We start from the raw sequence: 21,334 nt of genomic DNA, 5'->3' as shown, positions 1-21,334 counted from the left end.
CAGGTGTCGGAGTGCGCGACGGGCCTGGACAACGGCAGCTGTGCCGGCGGCACCCAGTAGCAGCGCGGGAGCCAGTACCGGTGAACGCCATGGTGCGAACTCGCCATAGGAGGCCACCGCGACCCAGGCGGCCCACGCGAGCAGCAACGCAGTGACCAGCTCCGCGCAGCCAAGTGCGACTGACAGCCGGCTCGACCGCCGCGGGGACGACGACCGTGTGGCGGCACACGCGACTGCGGCGGCCGCGAACGCGAGCACCGGCAGAGCGAGCGCACCGCCGATCACGGCATACACGCCTCCAAGCTCGGCGGTGGGACGGGTCCCCGCGTACACAAGGACCAGGACGACGACCAGGCCAGCGCCGGCGATGACGAGGTGCGCCACGGCGAGTAGGGGCTGAACCCGGGGAGAGGTCGGGTCAGGGTGCCGGATGCCCATGCCTCAAGTGCAGCATCTCCTCGGGGATCGTGCCTGAGCATCCGTACGCAGCCGAGAATGGGTCGACGAACACGAAGCGAGTCCGCTCGCGTTCCAGACCCGGCAGAACGTGCCACGCGATCATGCTGCGCAAGGGATGTCGTGCACGCCCCATGGACCGCGCCTATTGGTCGTTGACCACTCGTTCGCCTGCGGAGCGCGAAGCACTCAAGGGAGTTGCACGAGACTCGAAGTCAGGGACCGCACCTCGTCTTTGGTGGCTTCGACCCGAGTCTGAAAGTCTCGGTCGTCCCCGGGCTCGAGCGCATCATCGACGCTTGGAGCAAGCACTCACCTCGACTGACCCTGAAGACGACCTAATCCCCACGGTCCTGTATGTCCATGACCCCTCCTCGGCATGCGCCTGTCTCATGCTCCTGGCCGGCGACACATCTTCAAACATCACCGATCGGCGAAGACGACAACGCCGGTATGGCAATCCAGGGGGCGCGCCCATCAACACGCTCAACCTCAACGCGAGCCGCGTCCCGCCCATCTGCCAACCGCACATCGCTGGCAAAGGCTGCGTTCCATGATCGACGCCCGTTGCGCCGCGGCCGCTACGTAGACCCGCTCGGGCACGGCCGCCGACTCGGGCTGCTCCCCAGGTCCTGACTACCAACGGCGATGAGTGGCGGCCTGACCACGCAGAGCAGCCAGTGTGGCTCCCACCGGAAGGAACTCGGCCTTCCTGCCGAGCAGGTGAGGAGCAAGCCGCGGGTCCCCCCGGCGAGCAGACCGTCCCATGGCGGCGTCACGATGTCGGCCCAACCTCGACAATGACCGTGCGGATGAATTCCGGGACGAGACTTGACACCCGCGCGGCGGTCGCTTCGTCTGCCCCGACAATGCACGCAATCAGCTTCACGCCTGGCACTGGCACGGAGGGCCAGGCGGTGAGTCCGTCCGTCGCCACCACGACCACGTGCGGGCGCGGGCCCAGCGCAACGGCGGCCGCGATGCCGACGCGCATGTCGGTACCGCCACGACCCTCCACCGTCGCCATCGTCGCTGTCCCTTTGTAGCCGCGCGCCCGGTACGCCTTCGCGTCCGTATCGATGATCCGGAAGTCGACACCACGGATTCCGACACGGCGGGCGATCGCCTCGGTCTCCGACGTGACCGCCGACAGGTTTGCGTCGCTCATCGAACCGGACGTGTCGCGCACCAGCACCACCGACGGGACCGGGGCGAACGTGCCAGGGTTGATCAGCGCCCGCGTCGGCGACAGCCGTGTCGTCGGGCGACGGCGGTTCCGGCGTAGGTAGGTCAGGTCCACGTCGCCAGGGCGGATCTTCGCCGCGTTGCGCAAGGCAGCGCCGAGCACCTTCTGCCATGGCACCTTCGACGGGGCGAGAGTCGCGGTCGCCTGTGCGAGGAGACCGGCAGGTACCGTGCCGTGGTTCTTCGCGTGCGCCTGCACCAGTGCCGCGGTCCCGAGCAGCTTGCGTTCCTTCTCGCCCGTCGTTGCTGCTGGGGCTGTCGGGTCGTCAGCGGGCAGCTCGCATGGGGCCGGCTGGCCGCCGCTGACGGAGCCACACCCTGCGAACCTCGGCTGCCCCTGTGACTCCTCGTCGCCTAGGTTGCCGGGCTGATCCTGCTGGTCGGCACGGCTCTGTTGCTGGGGCTGGCGGGCCTTGAGCGCCGCGAAGTAGTGCTCGGCAGTCTCGTGGCGCGGCTCGCCGATCAGGTCGGACAGCATGTCCGCGAGGGTGGTGCAGCCTGCCTCGACGAGGTCGTCATTGACGGCAAAGTCGGCCGCGACGTTCATGAGCTTCGCGTCACGCGCGGTTATGGGTGCCCCCTCCGGCCCGATGAGACCTAGGTCTTTGGCCCGCTCGTAGTGCTCGCCGAAGATATGACCGCACTCATGCAGCAGCGACTCCGAGCACCACAGGTCACCCTTAGCAGCGACGGCCTCGAAGTCGACGTAGAGACGCCAGTGGTGATCCACCGCGAAGGTGCCAAGGCATGGCGCGTCCAGCGGAGACAGCCCGAACAGGATCGGTGCGAAGTACGGCATGCGCTGCAAGGCAAGCGCCCGCCACTTCGCCAGGGTAGCCGCTTGTTCCGCGCTCATCGCCTTCGTCTGCATGACTCCCCTAGGGACGGCCGACCCACCTCTCCCCGCCCGGCCAGCGCCAGACCTGTCGAATCACGTTGGCGCCAGATCAGATTCGGCGAAGTACCGCCAGCTCAGCATCACGCATGTGCCGCCCGCGACGAGTGCCCAGATTGTGTCGTGGCTCCTCGGCGGCATCGGCTTCCTTCGACGTCCTCGCGCACGGTCTGGTGACCACCGAGCGGTCGGCGATGTGGCTGACGACGTGGACACATCAGCGCACGGGGGCCGGGACGGCGAATGAGACCTGGACCGGCAGACCGTATGCCGGGCAGGAAGCGAGCACGGCGGCGATTGCTCACTTCTCGGCGGCCGTCACCCACAGGCGGTACTTGACCTTCACGGCGACCTGCCGAGCCACGTAGGCACACCGGAACGACTTGTTCGGAGGCAGCCATGTGGCGGCGTCACCATCGCCCTTGGCCATGTTCGCCGGCCCATCGGCGGCGATCAGGTTGAGCGGGTCGTTGGCGAGCTCGCGGCGCTTCGCGGCGGTTAGCGTCTGCGCGCCCTTCTGCCAGGCGTCCGACAGCGCGACGACGTGGTCGACCTGCACCGCGGCCGAGGTACGCACGCCACGCACGAACGTGATCGACTTGCCGGTGTACGGGTCGGCGAGCACTCCGGAGGACGGGACACAGCCGCGGGTGCGCGGCTTGAGTACGACCTGGCGCAGATCGCGGCGCAGCACGTCCGAACGGGTGTCACAGCCGTTGTGCCCACCTTCGAGGCTCACGTCGTCGCTCCAGGCGGGGCCGAACTGGGCGCGTGAGTAGCCGGTCTTTGGCGCGCGGCCCTTCACCGGCAATCTCGACAGTGCCGACAGGGCGTCCCCAACGACCGGGGTCCCGCTGCTGGGCGCACTGGGCGAAGTGGACCGGCCACCCGGGCCGGCCACGGCCGCGTTGCTGACCTCGACACCCGCAGCGGCACCAGCGCCGCCACACCCGCTCAGACCGAGGCTGGTGCAGGTCGCGAGCAGCAGGGCCGTGGCAGCGGCAGGTCGGGACACGTGGGCTCCTGAGGTCGAAGGCGGCGCGCCCGATCGGGCGCGACACCTTACGTAGGGGCGGCAGAACCGCCCTCCCCCACCCGACCGAGCTCAGATCGCCGCCGTCCACCGGAGCTCGAGCGCCGGTCTGCGCGACGGACAGCGCATCGAGTGCCCGGCGCAGATCCCGAACACTGCCTCTTGGGCTCGATAAGGGCCATTCCGTGCCCAATTTGTAGGAGCCCGAGAGATCGCAGGTGGGGGCGGCCCGTTGCCATGACCGGCTGCTGCTACCGCTAGAGAAACAATGGCGGTTGACCAGGCTCGCGGCGCCTCGGTCGGGATGGCCGACGGGTGTGCGTGGCTCGCCGAAGGGCATGACCGAGAATCACCGGAGCCGCGCGACCGGCAGCGCCGATGCTCCCGACGTACCGGGCGGACGTCGATGACGGCCTCCCTGCGGGATCGACAAGCTGTACGCCGGGATCCTTGCCGAACTCGACCAGCACGACCGCGGCCGATCCGGCGGCGTCACACTGGGCGTCGGCGCCGGATCCGACAACCGCACGTTCGAGCCCGACAAGCTGACGCACTACGCAGCCTTGACGCTCGGGTCCTAGAGATCCGCGGCATTTTGAGCGTCGCGGCGGAGTGGATTCGACGCTGAGGACCTGTTGCCCGGGTCCGGCAGCCGCGGGCGCCTGAAGGGGCGGGCCGAGCGTCACGGCAGCACGACTGCCGCAAGGCACAGTAGGCTCTGGTCGACGCCGGCTGCGAGCGTGAGATCGTGAAGGCAGGGGGACAGGATCACTTGCCAAAGTTGTTGCAGTTCAAGGTCCGCCGCGAAGTCCACACCAAGCCAGACGAGATCGTCGCGGGGGCCTGCCCACCCCGCTGGGTGAGCGGTCTGCACGAGGTCGGTTCGGTCGGACTCCTAAAGGGAAGGTGGGTGGGCTGTGTTCGAGTCGATGGCCCGACTGGATCCTGATATCCGGCGGGCGTACCTCGCACGTCTCGGCATCCCCGCCGAGCCGCCATCGGTGGAGGCCATGCAGCTGCTGGTGCGTCGCCATGCGGAGCGCATCCCGTACGAGACGTGGTGGATCCCTGCCGGCGAGGCCTGGGGCATCGACCCGCACGAGTCGGCGACCCGTATCGCCCTAGAAGGCCGGGGCGGATACTGCTACCACACCAACGGGGCGCTGGGTCTGCTGCTCAGCTCTCTCGGGTACGCCGTGCAGGGCCACGTGGGAGGGGTGCACGGCCCCGAAGGCCCGAACCCCGAGGCTATGGGCAACCATCTGGTCCTCACCGTGCAGCTCCCACCGAGCGAGGCGAACCCGGGCGGGATCTGGTACGTCGACAACGGGTTGGGCGACGCCCTGCACGAGCCGCTTCCGCTGGTTGCGGGATGGCACGATCAGCGACCCTTCCGGCTGTCGCTCGAGCATTCCGCCGACCGGCCGGAATGGCACCTGACCCATGACCCGGCGGGTGGATTCACCGGGATGACATGGACGGAGGGCCGCGCCCAGCTGACCGACTTCGAGGCGAAGCACCGCTGGCTGTCGACCTCACCCGAGTCGGGGTTCGTCCAGGTGCCGATGGCCGAACGGCGCGACGCCACCGGGGCGGATGTGATCCGCGGGCTGGTGCTGAGCCGGGTCGGCGACGGCGCCCACACCGATGAACCCGTCACCAGCCGCGCGGAGTGGTTCGACGTGCTCGCCGACGTGTTCGCGCTTCGGTTCCCGACCATGGCCCAGGAGACGCGCGATCGACTCTGGACGAATGTCCTTGCCGCGCATCACCGCTGGGAAGAGTCACAAGCCGCGCAGAACTGAGCCTTGCCCCGGCGACGCATCCGAAGTCGCCGCCCTGGCCGCGGACGCGGTCGGTCTCGAAGCCAGAGTCACCTTGATACCGACGGCGATCCCTGGCCGGCGTGCGGGAGGTACCGCCGCCCGGAAGGGGGCCCGATGAGGACACCTCCCTGCTCTGGGCGCCCATGCGAGAGGCTGCAGCCGCTCGGGGGTCCGGCTGCAGCCCTCGACTACTGCATCGCCACGAACCCGGATCGTTACACAGGGCCCGCTGGTGGGCCACCCGGCACCAACAGCCTGTGCGGGGCCCGCGCTGGCCTGCGATTTGAGGAGGTTAGGGCCGGCACGCAGGCCGGCCGGGGTTTTGGAGGGGTCCGGCGCGACCCGCGATGCGGACATCGTGCCCGATGACTCGATGGACCGGGCGGTTTCGGGTCCAAGGTCGGCTCCACGTGCGTGACCTCCCCCGTCGCCTTTGGACTTGGGTCGAAGTGCCTGTGGGCCATGGCATCGCGGTTCAGTCCCATTCACGGCTGTGGCCAACGGCGGCATGCCAGGGCCAGTAACCGTTCTCCGTCGCTCCTGCAACGGCCGCCCAAGGCGCCGATAGCTCATCCTGACACCAGGGCGCATCACCCCCGCAGCGGCACCCCTTCCCGACACCGGTGGGTACTGCGGATTCCGGCTGTACGGGTTCGGGGAGTCCCGGCTGGTGGTCATACGGGGTTCGTCGTCTGGCCCGCCATGGCCACCCTTTCTCTCCCTCATGGAGGTCGTTGCGATGTCCGGCCCGTCTCCGAAACACCCGAGTCGACGCGCTCGGCTGAACAACCCGAAGGCGGGTTTCACTGCTTTGCCAGCGGGTGGCCGTTCGGGCGCGGGCCGGCCTGGCCGTTGCCCTCGGACGCGAAGCTGACGGCCATGCGTGATCTGTCGCAGGACAAAGTTGCGTCGCTCACGGTCGAAAATCGAGGGCGCCGAGGATGGGCGGACGAAGGGTCGGCTGCGTCGGCAGCTGGCTCAGGCTGAGCACTCGGCGGCGATCCTGTCGTTGCAGATCGAGCAGCAGACGGACCTGGAGCTGGAGCTGTGCGTGGGGCTCTGGGCGACGCCGCAAGCCGCGCTGTGGGAGACGTCGACGGCGTTCACTCGTACCTTGGCGCAGTTCGTGCGTTGGAACGCCAAGGGTGAGCAGGCTGATCTGAAGGCGGCGACGGAGGCGCGCCTGCAACGGAAGGACTTCGGCCTGACGCCGATTGACCTGCTGCGTGCTCGTGCCGAGATCGAGAAGGTCGACGAGGTTGAGGACTGCGGCGCTCGCCGGCGGCAGTCACAGAGTCCCTCGAAGTCGTCGCGGACGAAGAGCGGGGATGACGACCCGTGTTCTGGTCTATATGTGGTGAGCTGACGTGCTCTTGGTCGTTCCCGGCCGCGACGAGGAGCCGTGGCCGACGCTCGGGCCGGATGTTTGTGACTTCATCGAAGAGCGCGGGATCTACGGGCCGGGCTCACCCACGCGGCCAACGCCTCAAAGCGATGGGCCGCCCGAAGTTCCTACGCGACGGCGAGCCTCGCACGGACGACCCGGGTTTCGCGTGGAGAATGAGGGAATGAGCGTGTCAGCAACAGCTCTGCTTGGAGCGGTTGGCCCGCCCGTGCTGGGCCTCGCTGTCGCCGTTGTCACTGTCGTGTCGCAGCCGGGCAACGGCAGGTCCGAGTGGATTGTCTGGGCGCCTGTCGCCATCGCGGTGGGAGTCTCGTCCGGGGCGGCATTCGTCTATGGCAGGCGGCGCCTAAGCGAACTTGCGACGCTGTACAAGTTGCCGACCCGGCCGATCTGGACGCGCGCCTTGGTGCTGGTGGTCATCGCTATTGCCCTCACCAACATCACGGTCCTGCTACCTGGAACGTCAAGCGTGAGCCTCGGAGGTAGTTACCTCACCAGCGTTGCCATTGCGTTTGGTTCTTCCCTGGTCGCATCAATGTTCGCAGTGCGGGCCGCCCTGCAGCGGGCTGAACGGCAGGCCGCAATGGGGGCAAGGCTGAAACACCTGCTGGACCTTCGAGCATTACTCGATCGACTGCTTGTCACTGCTGGTGGCCTCGTCGCGCTAGTCACAATTGAGTACTCCACGAAACAACTGCTCGACAGGTCGCTCGACCCTGCTGCCGCGTGGCCCGCACCCACATATGTTCTCGTCTTTGGCGCTTTCGGCTCTCTGATCGTCGCCGTTTCTTACCTCCCCGGATGGACCGCTCTGCGTTCCCGAGGTCGAGATTTCCTCGATGAACTCGTACCTATCGAGACGTTGAGCGCACAATCTGACGTAATTGGCGCCATGAGAGAACGCAAAGATGCAGCGAGCATGCTTGGGACGGACCGGACCATCTTCGGCGACTTCAGCGCTGGTGTGCTGATCTCGTCGCCGATCATTTTTGGAGCGATTGGCGCGTTCGTCGCGCGATAGCGCGAGACTCGAGCCTGAGCGGGTCAGCCACGGTGGCGGCGGCGCCGACGAACGCGCCCGTGCTGAATCACCTGTGCGGCAATGCCTGCCACCCAGAGCGTGGCGGCCGCGGTCGCCTGGGTGGCGATGTCGGGTGCGAGGGGCCATGCCCACCAGGCGGGCTCGTTGGCTCCGTTGACGCCGACAACGACGACGGCCAGGGCGAACAAGGCGCTGAGCGTGGGTCCGAAGCTTCCGAGCAACGCGGACCCGAGCAGGGCGATGCCGTGGTAGCCGAGCAGGCCGACCAGCAGCGGCCAGGGCCACAAATGCCCCACGCGGGCCTGGACCACGAGGGCGGCAGCGACCAGGCCGAGGGTCGTCAGGTGCGCCGTGAGATGCCAGACAGCGACCCTTCGCGGTGACTTCTGCTCCATCTCGGTCAGACCGGAGTGCAGAGTGATGCCGAGCAGGGTTGCCAGCAGAGCGGGTTCGGCCAGGCGCACCAAGGTGTCCGACGTTGGTGCCAGAGCCGTCACGATGCCCACCGGGACCATGGTCGACGCCAGAACAGTGCCGAAAGCGATGATGCTGGCGATCAGCAGGATGACCGCGACGGGATAAAGGCGCGTCAGCAGGAACGAGGTGAACGGGCCGGAGTGGCTTGGGGGCGTCGTCACGGGATCGGCCTCGTCAGTGGATCGCTGGTACGGGCCGGCAGGTGGCGACTGCTTGGCTGGCCTGGTTGAGCCAGGCGTCCTGATCGCCGCGGCTTAGGCGCTCGAGCCTGGTGACCACGGGTGACGGTTCCGCGTCCAGACCGAGGCCGGCACGCCGTTCGAGCAGGCTGGTGACGACCTCGGGCCACAGCATGAGCCCGAGGGCTGGTTCCTCGGCCCGGGGGCAGCCCGGGGGCGAGGATGTCGGTAGCTGGCCGATCAGGTCGATCAGCACCGAGTCTTGCGTGGGGTTGCGGGAAACGAGCTGCACCTCGAATCCGCCGTCGTTGGCTATCCCTGTCTCGACCAGCGAGTGCGGCATGGTGTCCAGGCCACCGGCGACGTCGTGCAGTCGCGCATATGCCGCCCGGAAGGTTGGTAGCAGGTCTTGCTCGCGGCTACGGACGCATACGCGACCCCGGTCCACGGCCTCGCATGTGATCTCGTCGCGCGGACCGATCTGGTCGGCGAAGGCCGCCTGCCCCTCGGGCACACGCGGGACGAGCACCAGCATCGCCAACACACCGCCGGCCGCCGCTAGCCCGATGAGCCGCGTCCACCGGATGGGGGTCAGGGGCCGCCTGAGCCCGGCCGCGGCGAGGAGAAGGCCGCTCGCCACGAAGAGCCACGCGGTGGCCGCGAGGATCCGCCCGTCGGCGGCCCGCGACGTCGGGTCCCAGAACGGCTGCTGCAGGACCGGGAGCAGCCTGCCCCAGGTCCGCTCCCCATCCTCGACGTACAGCTGGGCGCCGGTGAGACCCATCAGCGCCACGAGGGCCACCGCGGGCGCGATGAACTTTGGGAGCCACACGCCCGCCAGCGCGCCGAACGAGACCTGCAGACCCAAGAACGCCACGGTGAGCGCCACCAGCGACCAGGTCGGCGCCCCCGGGGACACGCTCGCGGACCGGATACTGGCCACCGTCAACAGCACGGCGAACCCGGCCACGGCACCGACCCATACGGGGCCGACGAGCCGCGCGACCACCCGCGCCCCGCTGGTCGGCACGGCCGCCTGGGACCCGAGCAGCCCACGCCCTCTTGCCACGGCGACGACCCAGGCGGAGGCTGCCAGGGCCGCAGTCCCCAGGATCATCAGCGTGACGGTGTGAATCTGGACCGTGGTCCGCTGCCACCATCCGGGCCAGGTCGCGGCCGGATCCAGCACCATCTGCCCGAGCAGGAGCCCGGTCAGAAGCGGGAAGATCCACAGCACCCGCATGGACCGCAGTGATCGCATCACACTCCCTCCGTGACGCCGGCAGCTGCGATCGCCCGCTGGAACGCCGCCTCCACCCCGGCGCCGGTCACCTCGCGCGTGGACGGTACCCCGCACAGCTCGTGCGTCGGTGCATCGGTCACCAGCTGCCCTTGCTCGAGCACGAGGGTGCGCTCACAGGTCGCCGCGACGTCCTCCGCGAGGTGCGAGCTCATCAGGACAGCGGCGTCGGTGTCCAGGCCTCGCAGCAGGTCCCGGAACAGCGCACGCTGCTCGATATCAAGACTGGTCGTCGGCTCGTCGAGCAGCAGCACCGCGGGGCGGTGCACGAGCGCAGAGGCAAGTCCCACCCGCTGCACCATCCCGCCGGACAGCCGGCTCATGCGGGTGTGCTGCGCCATCAAGGGCAGGTCGACGCGACCCAACGCATGGCGGACAGCGTCCTTACGTGAGGCCCGGTCGACGCGGTGCAGCCAGGCCGAGTACTCCACGGTCTCCCACGCGGTCAGCGCCGGGTCGAACGCGAAACGCTGCGGCAGCAACCCGACCCGCGCCCGCCACACCTGCCACGCGCGCCGGGTCCGCAGAACACCGTGCGCGGCCACCAGCCGGCCGGCCGAGGGGGAGTTTGCGCCCACGATCGAGTCGAAGAGCGTCGACTTGCCGGCACCGTTGCGCCCCAGCAGACCGATCCGCTCCCCGGGTTCCATCACGAACGTCACGTCGTGCAGGGCCCGAGTCGACCCGAAGGTCACCGTCAAGCCCTGCACGACCAGGACCGGATCGTGCATCTAGTTCGTGACCTGCACGAAACCGTTGTGGCTGACTGACTCTGAGAACCAGGTGACGCTCGTGTAGTACCCCTCGTTCGCCGACCCGTTGAAGGCTACGGCGCAGCCGTAGGGATCCTTGTAGAGCGGCCAGTACTGGCGCTGGATCGGGTCGGGGAGGAACTGGATGTCACGCATCAGGTACGTGTGCAGCTGCTGCGACGAGCTCGACCCCTGAACGTCAGCGCACAGCTTCATCGGGTTCCGCGGCCCGAACCTGCTTGACTCCGCGCTGCCCGATGACCGGGTGGTCCACGTGAAGTAGCTCGCCGTGATCGCCGACGCGTAGCTGATACCGGTGGCCGACAACAACACCGCCGCAACACCAGCCGCCAGACCGCCTCGTCGCCTCCAGGGTGCTGTCCTCATCATCCGAACCTCCGTCTTCATCCTGAACAAGTTGAGCCGATCGAGATGCAGGTGCGCCGCTTTGACCGGCACGCCTAACTAGACGGGCCTGTGAGCCAGCTATGACGCGCGGTAGTTGTAGCTGACGCTCCTGGGCACCACACATGCGGGACGGTGCCTCGGGTGCGCGCCCGATGTCGTTGAACGGCCCGCGAAGCGGTGCCGATATTCGGCCCGTGCTGCTCGACCCCGGCCCGCGGCTGCGCTGCCAGAAGGCCAACCCATTGCGCCAACTCATTGCGCCAACTCAGGTGCTTCCGCATGCTCGAGGGGACGCCTACTGTGGGTCGATCCCTGTCCGATCCCGCCGTCTGAGCACAAACAAGGAACTCTGGGGAACTTCAGCACCTGATCCGGGCCGCCGACTCTCGCACTCATAATCCGTCGGTCCAGGGTTCAAGCCCCTGCTGCCCCACCCCGTCTGACCTGCGGAGACGCTGACGGGCAGGCTCACCACCTGTCCGCCAGGCCGCAGAAAGTCTGCAGCAGCCCGAGCGAGCGAGTCCATCCGGTCCGCCATATCGTCCAGGCGGTCCTCGAACAGGCCGGATTACACGTCGAGCGTCATCGCGGCCGAGGCGTGCCCCTGCATGCGCTGCGCGGCAGCCTCGGCAGGGTTGTCGACGCCTTGGGCGGGTTCACGCCGAGCGGGAGAACGGGGGACCAATGGACCTGCCGCACCGGGGATGCTCCGTGCTCCGCTGGACCCAAACCCATTGGCCCCCAAGGGCCACCACGCAAGGAAGCAACCCAACCGATGAGCGACCACCCCACCCAACCCATGCCCGCACCACAGGGCGAGCCTTACCTCCCGCCCGCCGGACAGCCCTTCACCGACACCCCGGTGCCCGAGCCCAAGCAGAAGATGAGCCGCGGCAAGAAGGCCGGACTCTGGACCGGCGGCATCCTCGTCGCGCTCATCGCCATCGGCACGACGCAGGGCAACCGGCCCGCCTCCAACCCGGCCGCCGCGCCGGCCGCCTCGTCGAGCTCCACGGCCGCGTCCTCGAGCAGTGCCCCAGCCTCCACCCCGACGGTCGACCCCAGCAAGGCCGCCGCCGACGCGAAAGCCAAGGCCGCCGAGGAGGCAAAGAAGAAGGCCGAGGCCGCAGCCGCCGCGAAGGCAGCAGCGGAGAAGGCCGCGGCCGAGAAGGCGGCCGCCGCGATGACCGTCTCGCAGAAGCAGGCGATCGAGTCCGCACAGAACTACATCGACCTGACCGCGTTCTCCCGTAAGGGCCTCATCAAGCAGCTGGTGTTCGAGGAGTTCTCTACGGCCGACGCCACGTTCGCTGTCGACCACATCACGGTGAACTGGAAGGAGGAGGCCGCGGAGTCGGCCAAGAACTACCTCGACCTCACGTCGTTCTCACACAACGGCCTCATCAAGCAGCTGAAGTTCGAAGGCTTCACGACCGCCCAGGCTGAGTACGGGGTGAAGGCCGCCGGTCTTTGACGGCTCACCTGCCGGCCCGCTCGAACCGACGATTACCCGCGAGGTTCGAGCAGGCAGCCAGGCCGCAGCCAGGCCGCAGAACGACCGTCAGAGACGGTCGACGACGGAAGCATTGTGAGCCGAAAGGACATGTCCAGTAGTAGCGGCGCAAGTGAACCGTGTTCTCGACGTGTTCCGACCACCTGCTCGTCGGCGTCGTTCAGCTCGACCCCGATGATGCGCTCATTCCCCGCGAGAGGTTGCGCGGACTTCGGTGTCCAGCACGGGCTCCCAGGTGCGCGTCGCGACACCGATGGCGTTCCACGCGTTGATCGTGACGATGAGGGACAGCAGCGCACCGATCTCGTCACGCGACCAGTGCTCGGCGACGGCCTCGTAGTCGGAGACCGGCACCCGGGTCTGCGCTGCCAGTGTCACCGACTCTGTGAAGGCGAGTGCGGCGCGCTCCCGTGCACTGAAGAACGTCGACTCGTTCCACACGGCGACGGCGGCGATCCGCTGGATGGCCTCGCCGGCGGCCACGGCCGCAGTCGTGTGCAGGTCGACGCAGTAGGCGCACCCGTTGAGCTGGGAGGCGCGCAGCCGCACGAGCTCGCGCAGACCGGCGGGGAAGCCGACCCGGTCGAGCTCGTGAATGGCGGCGGCGTCGAGGCGGTTCATCGCCGCCGAGAACGAAGGAGCGGTCGCCGAGAAGTCCAGGCGCTCGGGAATGGTGACGATCGTGCTCTGCTCGGTGGTGGTCATGAGACCATCCTTGCCACGGCAGTGGACCATCAGAAGAGCCAAAATAGGGTCCTCTGATTGATCCAATCTCCACGGATGATGGGGTGCGTCTGCAGCAACGTCAGGGCATCTCTCTTGGCAGCGCCCGGGATGGTCAGTGACGTCGCAGTGCTGCGACGTCAGTGACCATCCGCCGAGGCGGTGAGTGCCAGGCGCGGCGACTCGTGTATCTCCCTGATTCCTGACGGCTCCTTAACCTAGGAACGTCGCCGACCAGGAGCACTCTCATGTCCGACATCATCGAGCTCACGCCAGGCCATGGCTTGGGCGTCGTCCGCACCATGCCGCAGTTCCGCACCCACATTGCGGGCGGTCCCCTCACACAGGGGCAGCGGCGAACGCTCCTGGACCAGGCCGAGCTGCTCCTCGACGGGATCTACGTGCATCTGCCGCTGAAACGCGCCATGCATGCCATCGACCCTCTGCAGAGTCTGCGTCTGCTCCGCCATCGGCTACCAGAGCTGAGCGAGACCGAGTTCCACGTGCAGCTTCAGCGGATCTTCCTCGGCCTTCATGACCTGCACACCAACTACATACTGCCGTCGCGGTTCGCAGGATTCGCCTTCCTCGGAGTCTTTCTGGAGAAGTGCGTGAAGGACGGCTCGCCGTCATATGTGGTCACCAAGACCTTCGACCACATCACCGGCGACCCGAGGCTCAAGGCCGGCGTGGAGGTGACGCACTGGAACGGCACTCCGATCGCTATCGCGGTCGCCGCCAACGCCGCGCGGGAGGCCGGCAGCAACAGAGCCGCCCAGATGGCGCAAGGACTGCAGAACATGACGATCCGCGCGATCGACATGTCGCTGCCGCCCGACGAGGACTGGGTCGAGCTCACCTACGAGGCGGACGGACAGACTCACACCACGCGCATCCCCTGGCGGGTCTTCGAGAGCGCCGCGGAGGTCACGACCCCCGGCGCGCTGCCGTCGCTCCCGAGCGGTGTCGCGGTGAGTCCCCGGCATCTGGTGGGCATGGACCTCCGCACCGAGCTCACCCGGCAGGTGAAGCGCCGCCTCTTCGCTCCCGCCTCGTTCGACGAGGAGAGGAGGGTCGCCGAGGGTGGCGTGCCCGAGGCCACTCCTTCGCAGGCCGCGGCGGGCATCGTGCCCACGACGCGACCGAAAGAGCTCAAGGCGCGGACCATCGAGACGTCGCATGGCACCTTCGGACACCTGCGGATCTTCACCTTCCACATGGTGGACCAGAAGATCGCCGAGTTCGTCGAGGAAGTGGGCCGCCTGCTGTCAGTGCTGCCGTCGGATGGGCTGATCCTCGATGTCCGTGGCAACGGCGGGGGTTATGTGATTGCCGCGGAGTACCTGCTCCAGTTCTTCACCCCTCGCCAGATCACCCCGGAACCGATGCAGTTCGTGAGCACCAGGTCGACCGCCTCCCTGACCCAGGCGGTGGGGGACTACGGCGAATGGAAGGCATCACTCGAGGAGTCGGTCACCACCGGCGCTGCCTACTCGACGGCACTCCCCCTCTACGCCACGAAGGCCGTCAACAGCGTCGGCCAGCTCTATCACGGGCCGGTCGTTCTCGTGACCGACGCCCAGTGCTACAGCGCGTGCGACATCTTCGCCGCCGGCTTCCAGGACCACGAGATCGGTCCGGTACTCGGCGTCGACGCAAACACCGGTGCGGGTGGAGCGAACGTGGTCACCCACGACGACCTTCGCGGCGACTGGGTCGGCGGGCCTCTGCGACCACTCCCGAAGGGCGCCCAGATGCGCGTGGCGCTGCGTCGCTGCCTGCGAGTCGGGGCACGATTCGGCCAACCCGTGGAGGACCTCGGTGTGATCCCCGACAGCACCCATGACCTGACCCGGCGTGACCTGCTGGAGGACAACATAGACCTCATGGAGGCCGCCGGCGCCTTGCTCGCCGGACGCACCCCGCGAGTGCTCCAAGTGGAGGCGACACCAGGCGCCGGCAAGCGGCTTCTCAAGCTCACGACCAAGGCCGTCGCAAGCGTCGATGTCTACGTCAACGGACGACCGGTGCTCACGACCGCGACCGTCGATGGCGAGAACACGGTGACCATCACCACCGCCGCCGCGCCCGTGGCCGTCCGGATCGAGGGCTTCGACACCGCAGGCCAGCTCGTCGCCGCCCGCCGCATCGGGCTGTGACCTACCGATCGCGAGAACCATCCTGCTCCTCGACAGTGCAGGTGCGGCCGACGTCGGGATGAACTGAGGCGGCGTCCAGCCTGGGCCCAGAGAACCATCAGGGCTATGGGCCTATCGTCAAGGGTGAGGTCCGTACGAGGTGACCTGGGGAGAATTGCCCGGCTCATGGTCGGGTTCATGACCGCCGCACTCCTGCTGGGCCTGCTCGCAGTCGGCATCTACCTACCCAGCGTTGCGGCTCTGGGCGGCCTCGCCAACAGCGGCAGCTCGGCCTTCCTTTCGCTTCCGGACGCCTTCAGCATCGAGCCCCTGAGCGAAGGCTCCCGCATCCTGGCCTCGGACGGCTCGCTCATCGCGATGCCTGAGGACCAGGACCGGCAGGTCATCCCTCTGTCCCAGGTCGCGCCGATCATGCGCACCGCCCAGGTCGCCATCGAGGACAGCAGGTTCTACGAGCACGGCGCGATCGACCCCAAGGGCCTGGCCCGCGCGATGCTCGACGACCTTCGCACCGGGCAGGCCACCGAGGGCGCCTCGACCCTGACGCAGCAGTTCGTCAAGATGACGCTCGAGACCCAGGCGCTGCGGGCGGGGCAGAATGCCGCCGCCGAGGCGGCCGTGGCGCGCACCCTTCCGCGGAAGCTGACTGAGCTGCGGTATGCCGTCGCGCTCGAGCGCACGTGGAGCAAGGACGAGATCCTCCAGGGGTACCTCAACCTCGCCTACTACGGCGACGGCGCATACGGCGTCGAGGCCGCCTCGCGCCACTTCTTCGGCGTCCACGCGAGCGCCCTGACCCTCGACGAGGCAGCCACTCTCGCGGGCCTCGTGCAGAGCCCCAGCACGACCGACCCGGTGAACCACCCGAAGCAGGCGCAGGCGCGGCGCAACGTGGTGCTCGACCGCATGCACGACCTCGGTGAGCTCACGGACGCCCAGTGGCAGGCGGGCCGGAAACACTCGCTCAAGTCCGACCTCGACGTGACCCGGCCCCCGGCCACGTGCCAGCAGTCCCGCTACCCCTACTTCTGCTCGTTCGTCATCAGCTGGCTCGAACAGGCGCCCGCGCTCGGGCCGACCCAGCAGGCCCGCCACGACATGCTGTTCGGCGGCGGGCTCACGGTCCACACGACGCTGGACCCGGCGATCGAGCGTCAGGTCAACAAGGCGCTGCAGCGGGTTGCGCCGCAGGACAACTCGCTGGGGGTGGCGGCAGCGGCATACGTGACCGAGCCGGGCACCGGGAAGGTGCTCGCCCTCGGTCAGGACACGGCATACGGCAGCGGGTCCTCTGGTGAGACGGAGGTCAACTACTCGGTCGACGGCCGATACGGCGGCTCGGGCGGGTTCCAGTTCGGCTCGACCGCGAAGGCGTTCTCCCTCGTCACGGCGATGGAGCAGGGACTGGGCACCCACGCCAGCGTCGACGCGCCCGCGGCCGACAACCACCACCCCGCGACCTTCACCCCGTCGGACTTTCCGCAGCCGTGCGGCCTCGACAACGACTGGCAGGTCTACAACGACGAGGCGTTCAACGGCGGCCACCTTTCCCTCATGACCGCGACGGCGAAGTCGACGAACACCGCGTTCGTGAAGCTCGCGACCAAGATCGGTGTGTGTGCCATCCACCAGACCATGACGGACTTCGGCATCCACGGCGCGGACGGCAGCCCCCTCGGGACCTATCCCCCGCAGGTCGTCCTCGGCGCTCAGGGCATCTCGCCGCAGACGCTCGCCAACGGGTATGCCGGCATCGCCGCGGGTGGCACGCTGTGCCAGACCTACCCGGTCACGAGCATCGAGCGGGGCGGCTCGACCATGTGGGCGCCGCAGCCGTCGTGCACGCGAGTCGCTGACCCGAAGCCGGTGAGCCAGGCGACCCAGTACCTCATGTACAACATGACCCACGGTTCGGGCATCCTCAACCAGCTCGCCGGGCGAGACTCTGCAGGCAAGACCGGCACCGCCGACAAGAACGCCCAGTCATGGTTCGTCGGCTACACCCCCCAGCTCACCACCGCGGTCTGGGTCGGCAACCCGGTCCACCAGAACCGCGCGATGTTCAACGTGTCGATGGCCGGCAAGAGCTGCACGGCGATGACCGGCGCCTGCTTCGCCGCACCGATCTGGCGCCGGATCATGGACGGATCCCTCGACGGGGAGCCCGCCCTGCCGATGCCCTGACAGCCTTGGGCAGCTCCTGCCCTCGCGCCGTCACGCCCTGGTGGAGCGCACCTCCAGGTCGGCGTAGTTCGCCGAGGTCTTGCCGAACTCCCACCAGCCCTCGACCCACGGCTTCACCACGGCCGTGCTGCGGGCATAGACGAGCGGGATGCACGCGATGCGGTCCGCGACCGCCATGCGGTCGGCCTGGTGGAAGAGCTCGAGGCGGCCGCGGTCACTGCGTTCCTGACGGGCCCGCTCGATGACCTCGTCGAACGGGGCGTGGCTGAAGCCGCCCTCGTTGGTGCGGCTGTCGGACTGGAACAGCAACCGCAGGTAGTACTCAGGGTCCGGATATCCCGGCAGCCACCCCGTCATGACGATCGGCGCGGCATCCCACGGACGCTTGAGGACGACGGCCTCCTGCAAGGTCCAGGGCAGGATCTGCACGTCGATGCCGAGCGTCTCGCGCCACCCGTCGACGACCGTCGCGACGAGGGTCCGGTTCTCCTCGAGGGCTGCGACACGGAGGGTGCCCGGGTCGCCCGCACGGGCCAGGTGCTCGCAGGCCCGCCCAGGGTCGAAACGCGGCGCGATGTCCGGGGTGTGGCCCTGCAGCGCGGGCGGAACGACCCCGCCCGTCGCCACCATCATGTTCGCCGGCAGCGCGGCGGCCAGTCGCTCGCGGTCGACCGCGAGGGCCAGGGCACGCCTCAGGTCGAGCTTGCCTGTCTCCGGGTGTGCGTGGTCGAACGACAGGTACCCCGACCATGCGGCCGGCCCCGGTGCCGCGTCGGGCACGTCTGCCGGCATGAGGTCGGCCAGCCGGGGCGTGTAGCGGACCTGGATCATGTCGAGCTCGTTGCGCGAGTACCCGTCGAGAGACGCCGCGACCGGCGCCCGCTGGTACTCGACCTGCCGCACGTTCCCGGTCCTCGGCGCGCCGCCGTCCCGCCGCATCAGAGTCAGGGAGTCGGCGCTCTTTGCGACGACCTGGAACGCGCCACTGACCACCTGGTCCTCGGTCCAGGCGTCGCCCGCGGCGTCGATCGCGTGGCGCGGCTGGGGTCCCGCATCGGGGCGGTTCATCACGCTCATGAAGTACGGCGCAGGGGCGGCGAGGCGGAACTCGACCGTGTGGTCGTCGAGCGCGCGCACGCCGATCGTGCTCGCGTCGCGCGTGCGCCGCAGGTAGTAGTCCTGACCGCTCTCGATCACGAAGTAGACCGCGACGGAGGACCCCGGGGAATCCGGGTTGAGCACCCGCTTGATCCCGAACTCCACGTCGTGCGCGGTGAGGGGATGCCCATCGGACCAGCTCAGCCCGTCCCGCAGGTGGAAGACGTAGCGCAGGCCGTCCTCGCTGATCTCCCACCGGTCGGCCAGGGAGGGCACGATGGTGCGCTCCGGCCACGCCTCGACGAGGCGGTCGAACAGCTGCATACAGAGCTGGATGTTGGGCCACGCGATCGCCGACCTCGGGTCGGTGTCGTTGGGCAGGAAGCTGCTGCCGATCCGGACGGCGGTCACCGAGCCGTCGTCAGGCAGCTCGCGCGCAGCGGGCGGGTCCCAGCGGTCGAACGCGAGCTGATAGGCGCGGTTCGCCTCCGCGAAACGGAGCGCCATGTGCAGAGCGAGCGCCAGCTTGAACAGGACCAGGGCGATCTCGCGTCGCTCGCCGCGCCGTTCCAGGATGGGCAGCAGCTCGCGATAGTGCGCGATCGCCTCGTCGAGGGCGTACTCCTGTCGCGCCCGGTCCCCGGCACGGGCCAGGTATGCCGCCGCGCGGTCTTCGTCCTCGGCGCCGAGCCAGTGGTGAGCGAGCAGGCCCGCGACCTCGTCCTCGCGTCCGGCATACTGCCGACCCAGCCACTCGGCTGCCCTGCGGTGGAGGCGGTTCCGTTCTTCGTGCACGAGCGTCCGGTATGCCGCGTCCTGGATCAGGGCGTGCTTGAACCGAAACTCCGGCTCGGGCCACCTGCGGACCTCGCGGACGAGGTCGAGCCGCTGGAGCTCCGCGAGCGCGGCGCGCACCTCGGCCGGCTCGCGGTCGGCGACGCCCTCGAGCAGGGGCAGCCCGAACTGGCGCCCGAGGACGGAGGCGGCCATGAGCGCGTCGTGGGCGGCGGGCTCGAGGCGGTCGATGCGCGCGAGGATGACCTGCTCGACGGTCGGCGGGATCTCCACAGGAACCTCGCGCTCGAAGCGCCAGACGCCGTGCTCGTCGTGGACCAGGGCTCCGGCGTCAGCCAGCGAGCGCACGATCTCCTCGAGGAAGAACGGGTTGCCCTCGGCCCGCTCGAGGATCCGACGCTCGGTCTGCCTGGGAAGTGTGCCGCTGCCGACGAGAGCGTGGAGCAGCTCGTTGCACGCGTCCCCGGTCAGGGCCTCGAGAGCGAGCTCCTGCACCCGATGGGGCAACGCCCGAGCCACGTCCTCCCGGAGCCGCCACGCCCCGTGGTCGCGCTCGGGACGGCTCGTGAGCACGAGCAGCAGCGCCTCGGTGTCCGTGTCGGCAGCGAGCTGTTGGAGCAGCTGGAGCGAGGTGGCGTCGGCCCAGTGCAGGTCCTCGATGGCGAACGCGACCGGGCCGTCGGCCGCCAGGCGCGACGTGAACGCACGGACCACCTCGAAGGTGCGGTACTGCAAGGCCTCCGGGGACAGCTCGGCGAGCCGCGCCTCGACATCGTGCTCGAGAGTCAGTCCGAGCATCGCACCGAGGTAAGGGTACGTGTCGTCCGCTGCGGCGCCGAAGAGCTCGTCGACGCGCCGCCGCAGAGCGACACGGACGCGCAGCTCCGGCTCGTCGGCGAGCACGCCGAGCCACGAGCGGATCAGGTCGCGCAGCGGCCAGTACGGCATCGACTCGCCGTAGGAGACGCAACGTCCCTCGAGCCAGCGGGCGCGGCCCTGGACCGGCTGACCCCGCTCGAAGCTGCTCCGCAGCTCGGCGAGCAGCCGGGTCTTGCCGATGCCTGGCTCGCCGGTGAGGAACACGACACCGCCGCTGCCGGCCAGAGCGGCCTCGATGGCGGCCCGCCCAGCGGCGAGCTCGCGCTCGCGGCCGACCAGCGGCGCCTGGCTTCCCTCGAAACCGCGGGCACGCGAGGGGCGGGCGGCAAGGCCCAGGACCGCGACGGCTGGGAACGGCAGGGCCTTGCCCTTGAGCTGCAGCTGCACCGGTTCGGCCCAGGTGAAGGCGTATGCCGCCAGCCGCTGGGTGTCGGCGCTGACCAGGACCGAGCCTGGTGCGGCCGAAGCCTGCAAGCGCGCCGCCACGTTGATCGCGTCGCCCGTCGCTGAGTACTCCACCCGTCCGCCCGCGCCGACCGAGCCGACGACGACGAGCCCGGTGTTGATGCCGACCCGCACAGCGAATCCCTTGACACCCCAAGCCTGGTCGACTTCTCGGCCATACTCTGCGATGTCCTCGACGATGCGAAGTCCCGCCCTGATGGCCCGCTCGGGATCGTCCTCGTGTGCGACCGGCGCGCCGAAGAGGGCGAGGACGCCATCGCCGGCGAGGTCCTTCACCGTGCCGCCGAGCTCCTCGACCGACCCGATGATCCGCCTGAGGGCCTCCTGAAGGACGAGCTTGAGCTCCTCGGGATCCAACCGTTCGCCCAGCGGGGTCGAGCCGACGACATCAGCGAACAACGCAGTGACGACGCGGCGCTCCTCCCGGTGCTCGCTCACGCGGGAATCGTCCCACCCCGCCGTCGGGCAGGGACGACTTTGACGGCATACGGCGCCGTGGG

Annotated in this window: 14 protein-coding genes; 6 read left to right on the top strand and 8 right to left on the bottom strand. The window is 68.7% G+C overall.

Annotated features, from left to right (window positions below):
• Positions 1 to 1,231: 1,231 nt before the first annotated feature.
• Both ACYVLP_RS11510 and ACYVLP_RS11505 read right to left on the bottom strand, forming a co-directional pair.
• Complete coding sequence (locus ACYVLP_RS11510) at positions 1,232 to 2,557, bottom strand: vWA domain-containing protein (protein ID WP_460627479.1); 1,326 nt, start codon at positions 2,555 to 2,557, stop codon at positions 1,232 to 1,234.
• Between the two features lie 340 nt (positions 2,558 to 2,897).
• Positions 2,898 to 3,611, bottom strand: coding sequence for an HNH endonuclease family protein (locus ACYVLP_RS11505; protein ID WP_460627478.1), 714 nt, complete (start codon positions 3,609 to 3,611; stop codon positions 2,898 to 2,900).
• A 935-nt stretch (positions 3,612 to 4,546) separates the two neighbouring features.
• On the opposite strand from ACYVLP_RS11505, the gene ACYVLP_RS11500 reads away from it, so the two are divergent.
• The 3 genes from ACYVLP_RS11500 to ACYVLP_RS11490 all read left to right on the top strand — a co-directional run bounded on the left by ACYVLP_RS11500 (position 4,547) and on the right by ACYVLP_RS11490 (position 7,881).
• Positions 4,547 to 5,434 (top strand): arylamine N-acetyltransferase family protein, encoded by an 888-nt coding sequence (locus ACYVLP_RS11500; protein ID WP_460627477.1) that lies wholly within the window; start codon positions 4,547 to 4,549, stop codon positions 5,432 to 5,434.
• A 1,030-nt stretch (positions 5,435 to 6,464) separates the two neighbouring features.
• Positions 6,465 to 6,821 carry a hypothetical protein gene (locus ACYVLP_RS11495; protein ID WP_460627476.1) on the top strand — a complete coding sequence of 119 codons (357 nt, stop codon included), beginning with the start codon at positions 6,465 to 6,467 and terminating at the stop codon, positions 6,819 to 6,821.
• 202 nt (positions 6,822 to 7,023) lie between these two features.
• Positions 7,024 to 7,881, top strand: coding sequence for a hypothetical protein (locus ACYVLP_RS11490; RefSeq protein WP_460627475.1), 858 nt, complete (start codon positions 7,024 to 7,026; stop codon positions 7,879 to 7,881).
• A gap of 23 nt (positions 7,882 to 7,904) precedes the next feature.
• Here the strand turns inward: ACYVLP_RS11490 and ACYVLP_RS11485 are convergent, their stop codons facing one another.
• From ACYVLP_RS11485 to ACYVLP_RS11470, 4 genes are read right to left on the bottom strand one after another with little or no spacing between them, the layout of a single operon-like run.
• The gene (locus ACYVLP_RS11485; RefSeq protein WP_460627474.1) at positions 7,905 to 8,540 is read right to left on the bottom strand and encodes a hypothetical protein; all 636 of its coding nucleotides are present in this window, start codon (positions 8,538 to 8,540) and stop codon (positions 7,905 to 7,907) included.
• Between the two features lie 13 nt (positions 8,541 to 8,553).
• Positions 8,554 to 9,819 carry a hypothetical protein gene (locus ACYVLP_RS11480; protein ID WP_460627473.1) on the bottom strand — a complete coding sequence of 422 codons (1,266 nt, stop codon included), beginning with the start codon at positions 9,817 to 9,819 and terminating at the stop codon, positions 8,554 to 8,556.
• Positions 9,819 to 10,589, bottom strand: a complete 771-nt coding sequence (locus ACYVLP_RS11475) for an ABC transporter ATP-binding protein (protein WP_460627472.1) — start codon at positions 10,587 to 10,589, stop codon at positions 9,819 to 9,821. The genes ACYVLP_RS11480 and ACYVLP_RS11475 overlap by 1 nt, the downstream gene beginning before the upstream one ends.
• Positions 10,590 to 11,000 carry a hypothetical protein gene (locus ACYVLP_RS11470; RefSeq protein WP_460627471.1) on the bottom strand — a complete coding sequence of 137 codons (411 nt, stop codon included), beginning with the start codon at positions 10,998 to 11,000 and terminating at the stop codon, positions 10,590 to 10,592. It abuts the gene before it with no gap.
• Between the two features lie 793 nt (positions 11,001 to 11,793).
• On the opposite strand from ACYVLP_RS11470, the gene ACYVLP_RS11465 reads away from it, so the two are divergent.
• The gene (locus ACYVLP_RS11465; RefSeq protein ID WP_460627470.1) at positions 11,794 to 12,492 is read left to right on the top strand and encodes an Ltp family lipoprotein; all 699 of its coding nucleotides are present in this window, start codon (positions 11,794 to 11,796) and stop codon (positions 12,490 to 12,492) included.
• A gap of 222 nt (positions 12,493 to 12,714) precedes the next feature.
• Here the strand turns inward: ACYVLP_RS11465 and ACYVLP_RS11460 are convergent, their stop codons facing one another.
• Positions 12,715 to 13,236 carry a carboxymuconolactone decarboxylase family protein gene (locus ACYVLP_RS11460; protein WP_460627469.1) on the bottom strand — a complete coding sequence of 174 codons (522 nt, stop codon included), beginning with the start codon at positions 13,234 to 13,236 and terminating at the stop codon, positions 12,715 to 12,717.
• A gap of 266 nt (positions 13,237 to 13,502) precedes the next feature.
• Here ACYVLP_RS11460 and ACYVLP_RS11455 point away from each other — a divergent pair, with 266 nt between their 5' ends.
• Positions 13,503 to 15,413 (top strand): S41 family peptidase, encoded by a 1,911-nt coding sequence (locus ACYVLP_RS11455; protein ID WP_460627468.1) that lies wholly within the window; start codon positions 13,503 to 13,505, stop codon positions 15,411 to 15,413.
• Between the two features lie 177 nt (positions 15,414 to 15,590).
• Complete coding sequence (locus ACYVLP_RS11450; protein WP_460627467.1) at positions 15,591 to 17,597, top strand: transglycosylase domain-containing protein; 2,007 nt, start codon at positions 15,591 to 15,593, stop codon at positions 17,595 to 17,597.
• 30 nt (positions 17,598 to 17,627) lie between these two features.
• Here the strand turns inward: ACYVLP_RS11450 and ACYVLP_RS11445 are convergent, their stop codons facing one another.
• The gene (locus ACYVLP_RS11445; protein ID WP_460627466.1) at positions 17,628 to 21,272 is read right to left on the bottom strand and encodes an ABC transporter substrate-binding protein; all 3,645 of its coding nucleotides are present in this window, start codon (positions 21,270 to 21,272) and stop codon (positions 17,628 to 17,630) included.
• Between the last annotated feature and the right edge of the window lie 62 nt (positions 21,273 to 21,334).

The sequence above is a fragment of the Intrasporangium mesophilum genome (assembly GCF_054783095.1).
Note: the sequence above shows the minus strand (reverse complement) of the source record. Positions and strands in the feature narration are given on the sequence as shown.